Raw genomic sequence first — 16,083 nt, forward strand, 5'->3', positions numbered from 1 at the left:
CTTGAAAGTGCCGACCATGGAAGGGATTCATCTGCTGTATCTCGAAATAAATAAGATATTTAGCTTATCATGTCAGCCTATTTGCAACAGTGCCCCATTTTCTGTAGTTGACCATCCACCATAACATCCGTAGGCTTCGCTGCTTTTTGACCTTGGTTGCTAATGTTTAAAGTATAGTTCAAGTCATAATTTGCTACAGCAGAGGGTTCAAACGTCTTTTGTAATACTTCTTTTGTGGCCACTAATTTTGCGCCATAACTCACAGCACTATTGGTCGCTGCAGCTGTCGCATTCTGATCTTCACCCACTACGGCCTTGATCGGCAAGTTAAATTGCTGCGCTTCGATTAAATTTGCACTGGCTGTGGCAACAACCCACAAATTAACGCTCTGCCCCACTTGTAATGGTACAGTCGTTATTAATTGCTGGTCATTGGCATCGAATTGACCATTTTTGTTGCTATCTATATAAATTTTAATATTACTGAGTTGATTTATTGTTAGTGCTTCTAGCTGAACATTTACTGAAGCATTACTATTGTTTGACAGTGTATTCGCCCAAATCACACGAACACTCGGTTCAATATCCTGTACAGGTGGTGACGTTAACGCAATTGCATATAATGCTGAAACACTGACTTCCACAGCATTGGAAACTGACTGTTGTTGTATACCATTTGGTGCGATATAGGTTGCATAAGCAATATTCTGAATAGTGCTTCCGACTTCAGGCATATTCGCCGCATGACCGTACTGCGCTGACAATATCGATATTGCCAACGTGGATAACATGAAACTCATGTTCTGACATACTTGAAATTGCTTCCGTCGCTGCACAGCGCTCTACCCTTTAACTAAATAGTCTAAATAAAAACAAATTTTAAAATTATGTGATGTGAGCACCTGCATTTAGCAAATGCTCACATGCTTAATCAATTCATAATTAACGATCAAAGATCATCAAATGAATCTTAATTATTAACTTTAATGACAAACTCTAATACTGCACTTGTATTTGGCACTAAAGGTGTTTTTTCAGCAGCAACTGTACCTGTTGAACCATCTGTTAAAGCAGTCGTTGATGTACTTAATGATGCATTAGTTGCTAAAGGAGACGCGCTTGCAATTACTTTTAACGTAGTATAAGCAGGTGTCGCATCGCTAATCACCACATTCGTCACATCAGCATTACCTTCATTAGTCGCTGTAATTTTATACTTCACACAATCACCTGGTTTAGCAGAGACCGTATTTTGTGTATAAGCACCCGTAGCAGCACCACTAGAACAATTCGCTAGAGATTGTTCTTTTACCAAACGCACTTGACCATTCGTCACCGTGGTTAAATCAGTATTCACGAGTGCAACAACTGACTGATTGCCCACCGGTGTAGGTAAGATGGTAAATACAACTGAACTTGGTGTTCCAGCAGTCGCATTTGTTGGCGCTTGAACTTTAATCAGTAAGTTAACAGCAGTGCTACGCGCAATACTGCCAGTTAATGCTGCAAGATCATTGCCTGTGACTAACTCATTTGCATCCGCAATACCATCGTTATTTAAGTCAACAAATAAGCTTGTTACCCAACCATTTGCAGCCTGATCATTCGTAATCGTATATGGCAAACTACCAGCAGTAGCACCTTCAACAATGTTACCGTTGTTGGTCAAAGTATGCTTGTAGACTACCGTACCCCCAGGAGCAATTTGACCCGTGCGATCATTTTGCAAGCTAAGTACGCGATTTGTTTCTACAGTGACACGATCAGACATTACATCAGTCAGACCAGTTGCAGGAGATGCAACTTTGAAGATCACTTCTTGGTCACCTGCTGGAGCACTTGCAGGAGATGTGACAACAGCAACAAAATTAACTGTGCCAGCAGCGGGAATATTACCCGTATTGGTGATTGCAGCACCTGTTGGATTACCAGAACCATCTGCTAGGTAATATTGAACTGTCCAGCCTGTAGGCAATGCTGGTGCTGTAGATAAATTAAAGTTATCTCCAGTTGCACCTTTGTTTTCTATCGTTAATGGGAAATTAACGGCTACGCCTGGCTTAGCTGATTTAGTTTCAACGTATTGCCCAGTATCTTTACCTGATGAACCTGTAACAGAACCTGTACTATTCGTAGCATCACCATTATGTAAATCCACTGTAGAAGCGGTGACTTTATCAATGCTTAAAGTTATGGTATCTGTCGCGGTCGGATTGGTAACAGGAACCGAGGTTAAAATGGTATTGATTGCGGATGCCGTAGAATACCCAGATGGTAACGTAATCTTAGCAACAACTTGGTATACCGCATTGCTTGCTACTGGCCCAGTATCAACAATACCATCACCACTGGTATCGGTTAATGGTGTTACACCATCAGCTTTGAACAGCTCAACAATACTGCCTGACGGTAAAGCAGCTTTATTCACAGTAATGTTAAAACTTTCAGTAACATTACCCGTATTATGGATAACAATTGGCTCTACACCAGTACCCATTCCACCAAAGATAACTGGCGTACCTTGAGTAGTAGACTTAGTAATGATGTCATCCACAGGAGTTGTTGCTGTTGGCGTTACACCATCGGCAAAGGCATCAGTAGTACTATCATTGATGGTCCCTTTTTTAACGCTTAACACTGTAATGTCATTCGGGTTAGACGGTGTTTTACCTTCTGTGCCAGGACCATCTGGATCCACTTCTGCAGTATTGGTAATAGTACCTGCAGGCGTATTTAGATCAACTCTAACTTTGAATTTTAAAACACCACCACTGTTGGCAACAACAGTAGGAACAACTAATGTTACTACACCACCAGTAACATTATATTTATCTGTATCAGCAGCATCCGTTAATACCGTACCATTGACCGTTGCAGAACCAGCAACATAGGTTAAACCCGCAGGAAGTATGTCGGTAATGGTAACGTCAGTTGCTGTCGTATTACCTGTATTTTGATAAGCTAAGCTGTATTCAACTTCACGCGCTGTCGTACTCGCTTGAGTTGCATCTACATTTTTTACACTTGCAGACTTAACCAAGCTAATGACTGCACCATTGGTAATCTTAACAGTATCAACGTTTTGAGCAGTGATATTTGTATCGAAACTGCTCGTTGCTGAAACGGTCAACTTACCAAGATCCCCAGCGGTCACATTAGTACTTGCTGTTGTTGCTTGTACAATTAAGTTCACCGACTCACCAGCTGCTAAAGCGATACTGGTAACAGGCGTTTGGCTGTCTGGAACCCCATCTTTATTCGCATCAAGATAGACATTTAAACCGCTAAAGTCATACTGATCTGAAGTGTTATTACGCGCATCGTTATTTACAACACCCACGTTAAAGGTATCACTACCATTACCTGTATTGGTTAAGGTATGAGATAAAGACACTTGACCATTGGCATTTGCAGTTTTGGTCTGGTCAGACACCAAAGTAAAGCTGGCCACTTGTAAAACAGTGGTTGTTACTACGTTTGATGTAACTGTTTTAGAATTACCTGTACTGTCTGTATAACTTGCAGATGCAATGTTACTAATATTTGTACCCGCAGTTGGCGCAGCAGCATTCGCTGCTGGAACAAATGCAGCACCGCCAGCAACCAAGGCAATAGATGCTGCGAGTTGCGTGAACTTTAAACGTTGTGTTTGATTTGACATTTGGAACTTACCCCGATTGAATATTTAATGTCGATTTGTTTAGTTTTTGGTTTTTTCACTATTAATACGTGTTTGAGCCGAAACCGTGACAGCTTTTCCTGCTGGAAGCTCTGCAATGGTCCAACGTAATGCACGATAATCTTTAAGCGGAACATTCACCATTTGGTTACCCTCTTTGCGCTTTAAAGGCATCGGGGCAAAATTCATACCGTCTGTACTTGCTTGAGCATTGTCTGGCTGTGACTTGGCCAAAAATTGGGTTTCTACCGGTATCGGTAAAGTCGCTGCAAGATTTTTAATTTTTCCAGCCGTGTTATTGGTATACGTTGCACGATACTCAATCACATCATTCGGCTTAACTTTGGTAACTAACTTAGCCGTCGGCTTTCCATCCGCACTTGCACTCACCAGATAAGTTTTTAATTCTACTGAGACAGGGTCTTTTGAAACTTTAGTTTCAGCACTTGCATTCACAGCTAAAAGTAAAGCTGCCACTGCAAGTAGACCTGTTTTCCATTGATTTTTTAAATACATATTTTCTTGCTCCAAAACGCACGATCCCATTTTTTGAACTGCAGCTTCGACTTTTTCGATACACTATTCAAATAAACGCCAGATAATTACAAAAATACATCATTTTGATACGCTTTTGTTGATAAATATCACACTTTTTTACGTTAAATACGAATTGATTCAAGCAAAGCAACTTTTATACCAATTTTGTCCATTTTGGTGTTCCAGTTGCCTTTGCTGATTTAAAATCCATCTTTGCTAATTTAAAGTTTGCTTACGCTCAGCATTATTGTGTGACGCAGAATCTGAGCGCCCCTGTAGCAGCAGGATTTAACACTCCGGTTAAATTCCATTGCAATGAACTACCCAAGCTAGTTGCACTACACGTGTTTCCGCTAGGCGTTGAGGCGCAGCTGATACTGCCAAAATTAGTACCTATTGGTAAACTATCTTTGATTTTTACGTTTTGAAGTTTCTTGCTGCTATTGTTTTTATAGATAATTTCGTACTCTAAATTATCTATTTTTTGCACTTCGTTATTTGTAACAAAACCATTGGAATCTACTGGCGTTGAAGAACAGTTTGCAACTGCACGGACCTTTTTTGTCAATGTTAAGCCAGCACTACCAATAAGTGTCACATCTTGACGTTTAACAGTCTGCTTAGAAATCGTCTCTGCTGGATTGGTTAAAGCAAATTGATAATTTGCTTTAAGTGTTCCAATATGCTGAGCACCAGCAACAACATTGGTTGGCACATGTACACGTTGTACTAAACAGATATCAACACTTGGTTGTAATAAAATAGAACTTGCTACGCTTGGACTAAATACAACTTCGCCCATATCCACCTGACCATTACAGTTGGTATCGCGATAAATCAAAGCTTGCCACTGCTGATCAATACTGGAATTAGGTTGTTGCGTTTGGGTTTGCAATAATTGAGTCAGTTGAACGGGTGTCTGTGTTGTTAAACGATGAGGATAGTCTGTAACATCACCCGCAATCACGGTGTGTTGCCCATCTTCGCTTAACACAACATTAACAATGACATCTCCAAAGTTATTTGCTGTGTAACTCGTTGCACTTGTTTTTGTTAAAGCAATCGTATCTGTTGATCTAGTATATCCATTGGTTCCACTTACAGAAATATACTCAGGTAAATTTTGCTGAACGATACAAAAAGATGATGGTAATGAATTCTGATTAACACTAAAGCTATATTCACCATTAGCATTCGTCTTGATTGTAGCTACTTGCGTTGAGCTACAATCATTCAGAAGAATTAAGCTATTCGCAATTCCAAGCTCACCATTATCTTGGATACCATTGTAAGCATTAGCAATGTTATTTGTTGTACCACTATTATCATCAAACACTTTTCCAGAGATTATGACTTGAGTCACTCTACTATTAGTGTAAACACAAAGTACATTTGTATCATTTGCATTTATTGTGAGTGAATTACCTACTAATCCAGTTGTCCCAGAACAAGCTAATGATGAATTATAATCCGTAGGATTACCCACTATAAAACTCTCAACAATTGTTCCGATCTCTCCAGCGTAAACTGTCACAATAGTACTTGTTGCTGTGTCATTTCCTGAAGTTGTTACAATCGAAGATACAGAAGCATTATTAATAAACCCTGCACTATTAACCGTCACAGAATCCGCAATCTTAGCATTCGCCCATGTCTTTCTTAAGGTAAGCGTTGCACTCTTACGGGTGTTGGTATAGGTACACACCACTGAGCTATCTGAAGCATTTACCGTCAGTTGTGAACCACTTAAGGCAGTTGTGTTTCCTGTACATGCCAAGCCAGCGGTATAATTTCCTGCACCTGTTGTGATCGTTTCTAAAAGTGTAATCACGTCACCCGCATAAACAGTTTGTGCTGTGCCTGCATCTGTTTCATTCGCGGTATTCGCTGTTGAACTTAAGCTGGTTAAGCCTGTCGCACTGACTGTCGCCGCATCATTTAATTTGGCATTCGCCCATGTCTTTCTTAGTGTTAGAGTTGTACTCTTACGTGTGTTGGTATAGGTACATGTAATTAATTTAGATTCATCACCATCGCCAACAGTTAAAGAGTTGCTACTTTGACCATTTGTACCAGAAAGACTATTTGCAGTTGCCCCACCTCCTGCACTACAAGACAATATCGTATTATAATTATTGAGATTTCCTGTAGTCATGGTTTCTACAGGTAAAGTAACAGTTTCTCCTGCATACACAGTCACACTTGAGCCATTCAGATTGGTTGGAGCTGTACTCGTTAATGCACTGGTATTATTCGTCAAACCTGTCGTTGCCGCAATCTGAGCAACATTACCACTCACACTATTGGCTCCCCAAGCTTTTGCAATTCGAAAAGTTGCACTCTTACGATTATTGGTAAATGTACAAACAATATTTGCACCCGCCACAATATTTGCAGCAGGGATCGTCAATTGACCGGATGACAATGTACCAAATGCTGTTGCAGGATTCCCTGAGTTCGCTGCATTACTATCAATACAACTGGCAGAACTTAAATTATAGTTGGCAGGAATGGTCTCGCTTATCAAAACTGCATTATTTAAATTTGAACTATAGAGAGAGTTACTAGATGTAACTGCACTTCCACTTGCTATAGTAGTCACAGTATCTGTTGTTACACTATTACCACTGCTATCTTGTAAATTGGTCAGTCCCGTAAAATTAAAAGAACCAAATCCATTATTAGAGATTTTTGCAATTCGAATACGTGCTCGAATACTATCCGTATCTGTTGCACTATTATTGGTTGATACAGAATCTGTTGTATTTGCTGGTGCTGTTACAGTCGCTGTATTACTAACTGAAGTTAGTGTACTTGTACTTGCAACCGTGGCTGTAATTTTTAACTCATAAAACTCACCATTCGCCAAAGTCGGTAAAGTATAGCCTGAACCCGACTCAATCGCGATGATGGTTGGTGTTGTACCAGAAGTACATTTATTACTTGCAGTTGTGGTACATGCGATCGCTGTTTTAGTTAAACTCGCCACCGCAGCATCTTTTAAAATCGCACCTACCGCAGCATCAGGACCATTATTTGTTACACGCACAATATAATCGGTTGATGTGCCACCAACAGCAAGACTCGTATTATTTGTTTTAGTAATCGCTAAATCTGAGTCTGGGTTAACAATACTAATATATGTAGGAAAACCTGCTGTTAAGGCATTTTGTAAATTTGCATCAGTACAAGACCCACCATTGAATGACATACCAACAGCACCATATTGACCTGGTGCATTCTCACCACTACTCACATTATTTTGGTTGACCATACGATAAACCAATTCATAATAACCACTACTCAAACCTGTCGTTGTGACAACATAAGCATTGGTACTATCATAAGTATCTCGCGGACTTTGAACTACTGTTCGAGTACTATCCGTTGATTTTTTTAACGTAATATAAGCACCATCATCAATCATTGCACCGCTCGTACCCACACAGAGGGAAACACTGGTGGTTGAAGCTGGGATATAAAGATAACTTGAAAACTGCCATGCACGACGGTTATTTACAAAGTTACTGCCTTGACTTAAAACCAATGATTTATATGCATAAGTACTAATATTCGGTACAACTTGGCTCACTGTTGGATTTGTAGTATCGCTAGTAAAATAAGTATCGTTATTATTACCTGTTACGGCACTATTCAAATATTGCCCTGTAGGATTGACCTGATCTTTTGGCCAAGCTGACAATAAAGCATCACCTTCTTCCGAGGCAGAACCCAATAAACAAGGAGATGATTTTGTATTACAAGTTGCAGTAGTACTCGTCCGTCCAACCCAAAATGCACCATATTGTGAAGCTGTTGTTTCAGCACCAATCGCACCCCAAGCATTGTGCAATATTTCCCCTGAACCACTACCTGGGTTATACTGATCACTATTTACACTCACTGCTATTTGCTGTGCTGTTCCAACTGATGCAGCAAGACTTACATTATAGGTAATACTTAAAATAAAAGTTCCTGCATTCACCACAGAACCTATACTACAAGTATAAGGTCCAGCTCCACTCCCAGAACAAGATCCTACAGATGAAGTTACAGAAGCAATCGTTACACCTGTAGATAAACTTGCTTTTACTATTGCAACAGTATTTGTTGCATTATTAGGTCCTTTGTTCTGAACCGTAATCACTTGTGTTCCCGATCCGCCACGTACAATTGGCGATTGTGTCGTACCAGTAACTTCAAAACGAGCTGTAGCAGCTGTTGAATCAAATGTAACCGCAAAAATACTTTGGCTAATAAAAAAAGTCGCTATTATTATCCATAAAGCAAAACAATATCGCACACTGAACTCGTATATTTTTTTCTGTATATTTTGATTACTGCCCAACATAGCGCACCCCAAAATTAAATTCGTAGCTTTGATTTGCCATTACACTATTTAACGTTCCAGTTAATGCCCCCACCTGTCCCATTGCAGGACTGGTGACACTGCTGCAAGATGTACACACTGGAGATTGTGATAGCACTGTATAAACAGGTGTCATATCTCTAAAAGTAAAAACACGATTCAAATCCGCTGCGCTGGTATTGGTCAAAATCACTTTGTATAAAACACATTGCCCATCACCATTGACTTGCTGACCAATGTTCAAAGTATTGGTGCTGTATGCTTCGTCCGCTGTACCATTGCAGTCAAAATCTCGTGCTTGTAATTTACTTAACTTCAACTGCGCTTGATTGACTGTTGTAACATCGGTTATTGATGCTAAGACTTGACCATTCGTTGAGTTTGCTAGATTTACAATTGTGTTATTGGCTTGAGCAATATTATTTGCCACCATGTTTTTCACTTGTAATAATAATTTTACCTGCTGATGTGCAGCCAACTTACCACTTGGCAAATCAGCCAAACTTCTCATGACTAAATCACCCGCATCAAACACCCCATTTCCATTCACATCATAGAAAAGTGTGCTATTAAAGGCTTGTTGATCATCACTAATCAGAAAACTATAGTTGCCGCTAAGATCAGCATTCGTGTTATTGATTAATGTATGACTGTAAACCACAGTCCCGAGCGGGGCCACTTGACCGCGGGAGTTCGGCATAAATTCCACTTGTGCAACTGCATTTACACTTTGAATGGTAATCGCATTTTTAATTGTATCTTGACTTGGATTACTGCTGTTATTGCCACTGACAAAACTTGTAGAGAGAACACGGAAATAAATGGATGTAGTCACACTGTCATTTATTTTATCCATTTCAACCACAGCACATACAAGCTGAATTTCACCATTATTCAGATAGCTGGTTTTACCAATTTCAGCGTCTAAAGCCTCACAGCTTGGAATATTATTAATAAGGGTAGAAGCATAAAAACGAACTCGATTCACGCCACTGGGTAAAGTTAGACTGCTAAAATCGCTGCTTGCATTTGCACTGAGTAAATATTCTGTACCAACACCTGTATGAGTTACCTTCAACGGAAAAACTGCTTGACCACCAGCGACTGGATTAATACTGGTTGATGTCGTTACAGTTTTCCAAGCAGCGCCCGCATTATCAACATTGCCATTACCCAAAGCATTATTTTCAGGACTATTGGTTAAATCGACCAATCGAGCGGCTGTCGTTACCAATAAACTACCTTGGTCTTTAATCACACTTATTTTAGTTGTATCACCTAAAGACTGAGCCTGAGGTGAAACCTCAAATGTTGTATCTGCTGTAACCGCATAACTACTTGGTAAACGTACTTTGACAACGATGGGTAAATTGCTACTCGATGACAATAAACCCGTGTCAGCAATACCATCACCATTACTATCTAATAATGGTGTTACACCATCCGCACGATAAAACTCAATTTGGCTACCCGCAGGAAATGTACTCCCAGTCAAAGTTAGATTGAATCGATCGACACTGTTTCCTGTGTTCCAAACATAGTTATTAAAAACTAGCTCGCCACCTTGCATGACTGATGCAGCAGTAATTGCAGTACTGTTGTTTACATCGCTTGTGCTGCCATTAATTTTGACCGCATAAATTGGTGCCACATTGACGACTGCGGTATTACTTAAATCAGAAATTGGCAATGTGGAAACATTATTGTCATTATCATGATCGTATTGAAAACTAACGGTATTGTTAACTGTGCCAGCCAACACTTTATTTATTTTAACTTTAAACTCAATATAGCCGACGCTATTTGCCGCTACTGTATTTAATACAGCGCTGACCACATTGGATGTGACACTGTAATTAATCCCTGCTGGATCATTTCCTATACCTGAATCAACCGCTGTGCCATTCCAATTTTCCCCACTATTTGATTGATATACCAAACTAGAATCAAGCGTATCGGTTAAGGTTACACTGCCGGTTGCCACACTGCTTAGATTTTGATAATCCAAGCGAATAGTCACAACATCACCATTGGCTACGGAGGTTTGAGAAAACTTTTTACGCACCACTAAAGCAGATTGGTTGGTTACTTTAGTCGTATCGGTATTGGTTTTAGTACCCGAGGCATTGTTTGAAGATGTGATATTTAATGTTAATAAACCATTCTGACTGACAGTCGCGCCACTCGGCACATTCGCTGCCACAATAAGACCAACAGATTCACCCGCACTTAAAGAATAAGATGTAATTGCCGCACCATCTGGCACGCCATTATTATCCTTATCCAAAAATATGGATAAATTACTCAAATCATAACTATCGCCAGTATTATTGCTGACAGCAAAGGTATATTGATCTACCTCATTACCCGTATTGCTCAGTGTATGATTGAAATACACAGTTTGCCCTGCAACAACAGTTTTTGTATTGTTTGCCGTTAAGTTGACTGAATAAACAGGCAGAATCGTGGTTTGAACTAAATTCGAGCGGCTGACCTGAACAACCGTAGAGCCTTCTTCAGTATATTCACCAATTGCCATATTACTGATAATTTGCCGAGTCGAAGCAGCTGCAAAACTGGACTGCTGCATCACCAGCACAGTACTGACTAAAACAGCAAAGGAAATGATTTTGGTACGGAAATTTTCGAATGTATTCATTATATTCATCTTCTATTATCCGCCCAATTTAAGGTATTACTTGAATAGAAAAATACAATGCAGCCTGCTCTTGTGGTGCAAGTGCTCCAATATTTCCTGAAATTTGATTGCCACTCACCACCACAGCACCTTTGCTTACCGATGGCGCTAAACTGCTGCGCAAAATACTATAAGCAGGTACGACATCATTAATCACAACATTAGCGGCTGGTGTTGAACCATCATTTTTGATTGTTAATCGATAGGTCACACATTGATTCGGTTTAATCATTAATGGTGTACTGCTATATGTTGCTGTAGCAGCATTCATCAATACACAAGCTTCATCTTTAGTTTGTTCTTTGGTTAAACGAAGTTGTGTAGGATCGACAGTGGTTAAATCTGTATTTTGAATAGATGTAAGTGTTAAACCTTGAATCGTGTTTGTTGCTGATACAACAATATTGGCAGTGCTCGCCATACCATTGGTTGCTGTGGTTGGCGCCTGAACTTTTAGCAGCAGCTGAATTGAATTTTGAGGTGCTAAACCGCTGGAAATAAATAAATCCGTGGCAATTGGATCTGTGCCATCCAGTACCCCATTATTATTTGCGTCATAATATAAGGTATAGCTAAAGCCATCATTGATATTTTGCGGTACGACATTTAGGCTCACTTTGCCAGTCGTATCCCCCTCAACAAATGAACCGATATTCTTTAAAGTGTGAAGATAAACAACTGTACCACCGATATTGATTCGCCCTTGTTGATCATTCGCCAAGGTTAATTTGCGTAATGCAATATCCACTTGATCCTTAATACTATCTCCTTGAGCATTCATCGGAGATTTCATTGCGAACCAAATGGGTAAATTCGATAAAGTTGTATTGGCAGGAACACTAACCACCGCACAATATTGTTTTGTTGCTCCAGCAGCTAAATTTCCTGTACTGGTTATTTCACTTTGTAGGGACTGGCAAGTCGTATCACCATTATAAAATTTAACCTTCCAATCTGTTGGTAACGTTGTGCTTATACTATTGATATCAATATTTGTACTCGAAGCGTATAGATTATAATTATTTGACACTGCACTACTATTTTTAATCACCAACGGAAAAACAACATCAGTAGCGTTTACAGCATTCTTAACCAATAATGCCTGTCCACCTGAACCAGCAACATTTCCAACACCCAGACCAGAATTGTTACTGTTATATAAATCACTTTCACCGACAGCAACGGTATTAATCAATCGATCACGCGTACTATTTTTTATACTTGTATCCGTAACCGATGTCGCAGTGATGTCAAAATCCATTGTACTTGTTGATGTACAATTCGCAGGGAAATAAACACCAAGTTTAATTCTCTTTGAAACTCCAGTCGCTAAACCACCTGTATCAATTATGCCATCACCATTGGTATCCGTCAGTAAAGTACGACCATCAGCATGATACAAACGAACAACTGCACAACTTGGAACATTACTTTTGAGGAAACTTAAATTATAAGTGTCTGTGGCTTGCCCTGTGTTCCAAACATAATGATCAAATTGAACTTCCTTAGCAATCCCACCAAATGTATTATTTTGGGTTTGCAAATTATTCAAACCACCATTTGGCTCACCATCGTCATTTGCATTGGCAGAACTATAGTTCAATACTACGCCTAAAGTTTGCTGCACATTAAAGATTACAGTATTGGTGGTCGTACTTTTTAACACCGTATTTGATGCATTATATTGTTGATAGTCCGCAGTATTGGGAACTTTTTCTAGCGCATTCGGATTCACTGTCACTTTAAAGCTGACTGTACCTTTACTTAAAGCAGAAACACTGGCAAGTTCAAATTCGACTAAACCATTATTTGCCTTATACTTCACCGTAGCATTAGTGCCCGTTTCAGTATAATCAATATCCGCATCTGTATCCGTAAGAGAACCTGAACCATTACCCCAACTACCACTACCTAATTTATAGCTCACGTCCGCTGCTAATGTATCGCGTAAAACCAGTCGAGCTGCTGCTGTACCCGTATTTGCATAAGCAAGGGTATAGGTAATTTCTGTGCCGGTTTTACCAGAACTAATACTTTGTGCCTTCGTGACTTGAATAACAGCATCATCAACAACTTTTACGGTATCACTGACTGTTTTTATAATTGCATTATCGTACTGACTGACAGCCGTTAAAGTAAAATTCGCGATGTTGCCCGCTGCTGCATTGGTCGGAATCCCTCCAACAACAATCAGCGAAGCAAACTCACCAGCTTCTAATCGAAGACTGGCACTGGAATTAAGTAAATTATTGTTATCATCAGGCTCACCATTTTGATCCCGATCAATATAAACAGCCACATTGTCTAGATTAAATTGATCATTGCTCAGCTGGCTTAAACTTAATGTGTAATTATCTACAATATTACCGGTATTGGTCAGTACATGTGGAAAATTGAGCTTACTACCAATGGTACCAATATTCTGTTGATTGCTTTGCAGGTTGAGCGCATAAATGGCCTGAACAGTTAGAACAACAGCATTGGAATTAATAACTTGCAGATTGCCCTGCTCGTCATAAAAATCACCACTCGCAATATTGGTAATACTGCTTCCTGCTTTAGGCTGAGCAAAAACCGCTGAACTTTGAAATCCAATAAATAAGCCAAGCAAAGTGATCAATGACGTTTTTGCAACAGCACTTTTCTTGAATTGGCTTATCATGTGTATGAACCTGCAACATTTATTATAAAGACAAAGTTTATTTACAATTCTCAACACATAATACTACAAAAATATGAACTTAAACACACAATGAAACATTTTCGTTAAATTATCACACAGAAAATAATTCTATATATTGATCATTATTTTAAAGAATTCACAGCTAGCACTTTTTATCCGTCATATTTTAAGCCATTTAATCTGATAAACGTTCAAAAATACTTCAAATCCATACTCTTTTTACAGCAACATTCTTGCTACCAAATCATATAGTTATAAGCCCGACCAGCAATCAAAATCAGCGCGCCATGCTGGCGGTGATGTATGATTTTTATTCTTCTATCCATACTGCAATATATAAAATAAGGAGCGTTAAGCTCCTTATTTTCAAATCCTAGTAATACTGTAATCAGATGCCATATTTCACACGGTAATCTTCCATTTTCGCTAAAGCCTCTTTCTCACCTTTAGCATCCAAAAAGTCCATTAAATCTTTCATGGTAATTAATGCATGAACTGGAATTTCTAACTCTTTTTGCACTTCTTGAATCGCAGAAAGTTTGCCTTGACCTTTTTCTTGACGATCTAAAGCGACCAAAACACCTGCAATTTGCGCACCAGCATTTTTAAGAACCGTCACCACTTCACGAATCGCAGTCCCTGCCGTGATCACGTCATCAATGATCCAAACTTTTTTACCTTCAACAGAAGCACCGACCAAAACACCACCTTCACCATGATCTTTGGCTTCTTTGCGGTTAAAACCCCAAGGCACACTTACACCATGATTTTGAGACAAAGCCACCGCCGTTGCTGCAACAAATGGAATACCTTTATATGCAGGTCCAAAAATCACTTCAACATGATCACAAGCGATTAATTGATCCGCATAACCAGAAGCCAACAGTGTTAGCGCTTCACCATCATTGAGCAAACCCGCATTAAAAAAATAAGGACTCACACGACCTGATTTTAAAGTAAACTCACCAAATTTAAGCACACCGCGTGAGAGTGCAAGTTCGATAAAAGCTTGAGGGTTAAAAGTCGCTTGCGAGGTCATGAGGTGCTCCGAAATTCATAATATAGAGGTTATGACTGCGCATGATACCAAAGAGTAGCTATCCAAGTGATCAAAAAATTCTACGAGTCGTTTCAATTAACGTCAATGGCTTGCGTGCATCTGTCACCAAAGGCTTACTGGAGTGGATGGAACAATCTGATGCAGACGTGATTTGCATGCAAGAAAGCAGGATCACCCATGCTCAATGGACGGATAAATTTAAACCTGAAGGCTGGTATGCCCACCTCTTCCCTGCGGAACGAGCAGGTTATGCAGGCACTGCAATTTATAGTCGCCTACCTTTTGTTTCTGTAACGGAGGGTTTAGGTTTTGAACTAGCGGATTCTCAAGGACGCTTTATTGCTGCGGCATTCGAGTTAGGTTTAGACAAACCAGTCCATATTTGTTCACTTTATTTACCTTCAGGTTCATCAGGTGAAGAAGCTCAAGCACGTAAAGACCATTTTTTAGATCAATATCAACATATTTTAAAACAATGGCGTGATGAAGATAAATCCATCATTGTCTGTGGTGACTACAATATCGTACATAAACGCATCGATATTAAAAACTGGTCGGGTAACCAAAAATCTTCGGGCTGTTTACCGCATGAACGTGCATGGCTAGATCATATTTATGATGATTTAGGTTATGTCGATACCTTCCGTGAAGTTCGTAAAGAAGCTGAAATCTATTCATGGTGGTCAAATCGCGGACAAGCTCGTGCCAATAATGTCGGTTGGCGGATTGATTACCAAGCCTGCTCGCCTGACTGGAAGCCACGTACCATCAATGCTTGGGTGTATAAAGAGACCTGGTTTAGCGACCATGCCCCAGTGATTATTGATTATAAAATCGAAGCAATATAGTTCATTTGAGTGAACACTAGTTCACTCAATACCACCCAAAAACCTACAACACTTGACGCGTTTGTATATTTTTATACAGCCTTTTTAAGTGCATTATAGCTTCACGGCACAGGGACATGTCAGGATGACAGCAAAAGGATAGGACGCCGTAGGATGAAAACAAAATAAACCACTTTGGTTGTTTATTTTGCAAGGATGTGACAATGGAC

At 39.7% G+C, this 16,083-nt stretch carries 7 protein-coding genes and 1 pseudogene; 1 reads left to right on the forward strand and 7 read right to left on the reverse strand.

Annotated features, from left to right (window positions below; all coding sequences use genetic code 11):
- Positions 1 to 95: 95 nt before the first annotated feature.
- From BLV99_RS11645 to pyrE, 7 genes and pseudogenes are all read right to left on the reverse strand, one after another.
- A pseudogene (locus tag BLV99_RS11645) lies at positions 96 to 791 on the reverse strand (SdrD B-like domain-containing protein); the annotation flags it as partial.
- A gap of 179 nt (positions 792 to 970) precedes the next feature.
- Positions 971 to 3,661 carry a beta strand repeat-containing protein gene (locus BLV99_RS11650; protein WP_092690815.1) on the reverse strand — a complete coding sequence of 897 codons (2,691 nt, stop codon included), beginning with the start codon at positions 3,659 to 3,661 and terminating at the stop codon, positions 971 to 973.
- 39 nt (positions 3,662 to 3,700) lie between these two features.
- Positions 3,701 to 4,195 carry a hypothetical protein gene (locus BLV99_RS11655; protein ID WP_092690817.1) on the reverse strand — a complete coding sequence of 165 codons (495 nt, stop codon included), beginning with the start codon at positions 4,193 to 4,195 and terminating at the stop codon, positions 3,701 to 3,703.
- Positions 4,196 to 4,460: 265 nt separating this feature from the next.
- Entirely contained in the window at positions 4,461 to 8,567 is a 4,107-nt protein-coding gene (locus BLV99_RS11660) for a beta strand repeat-containing protein (RefSeq protein ID WP_092690820.1), read from the reverse strand.
- Entirely contained in the window at positions 8,554 to 11,253 is a 2,700-nt protein-coding gene (locus BLV99_RS11665; RefSeq protein ID WP_092690822.1) for a hypothetical protein, read from the reverse strand. The genes BLV99_RS11660 and BLV99_RS11665 overlap by 14 nt, the downstream gene beginning before the upstream one ends.
- 19 nt (positions 11,254 to 11,272) lie before the next feature.
- Entirely contained in the window at positions 11,273 to 13,945 is a 2,673-nt protein-coding gene (locus BLV99_RS11670; protein WP_092690824.1) for a DUF11 domain-containing protein, read from the reverse strand.
- 409 nt (positions 13,946 to 14,354) lie between these two features.
- The gene (gene pyrE / locus BLV99_RS11675; RefSeq protein ID WP_092690827.1) at positions 14,355 to 15,005 is read right to left on the reverse strand and encodes an orotate phosphoribosyltransferase; all 651 of its coding nucleotides are present in this window, start codon (positions 15,003 to 15,005) and stop codon (positions 14,355 to 14,357) included.
- A 41-nt stretch (positions 15,006 to 15,046) separates the two neighbouring features.
- Between pyrE and BLV99_RS11680 the strand changes: the two genes are divergently transcribed.
- Positions 15,047 to 15,874 carry an exodeoxyribonuclease III gene (locus BLV99_RS11680; RefSeq protein ID WP_092690830.1) on the forward strand — a complete coding sequence of 276 codons (828 nt, stop codon included), beginning with the start codon at positions 15,047 to 15,049 and terminating at the stop codon, positions 15,872 to 15,874.
- Positions 15,875 to 16,083: the final 209 nt, after the last annotated feature.

The organism is Acinetobacter kyonggiensis (genome assembly GCF_900107285.1).
GTDB classification, from domain to species: domain Bacteria; phylum Pseudomonadota; class Gammaproteobacteria; order Pseudomonadales; family Moraxellaceae; genus Acinetobacter; species Acinetobacter kyonggiensis.

Coding starts and splice junctions, on each gene's coding strand:
- BLV99_RS11650 (WP_092690815.1), bottom strand. CDS start 3,661: ATGTCAAATCAAACACAACGTTTAAAGTTCACGCAACTCGCAGCATCT.
- BLV99_RS11655 (WP_092690817.1), bottom strand. CDS start 4,195: ATGTATTTAAAAAATCAATGGAAAACAGGTCTACTTGCAGTGGCAGCT.
- BLV99_RS11660 (WP_092690820.1), bottom strand. CDS start 8,567: ATGTTGGGCAGTAATCAAAATATACAGAAAAAAATATACGAGTTCAGT.
- pyrE (WP_092690827.1), bottom strand. CDS start 15,005: ATGACCTCGCAAGCGACTTTTAACCCTCAAGCTTTTATCGAACTTGCA.
- BLV99_RS11680 (WP_092690830.1), top strand. CDS start 15,047: ATGATACCAAAGAGTAGCTATCCAAGTGATCAAAAAATTCTACGAGTC.
- BLV99_RS11665 (WP_092690822.1), bottom strand. CDS start 11,253: ATGAATATAATGAATACATTCGAAAATTTCCGTACCAAAATCATTTCC.
- BLV99_RS11670 (WP_092690824.1), bottom strand. CDS start 13,945: ATGATAAGCCAATTCAAGAAAAGTGCTGTTGCAAAAACGTCATTGATC.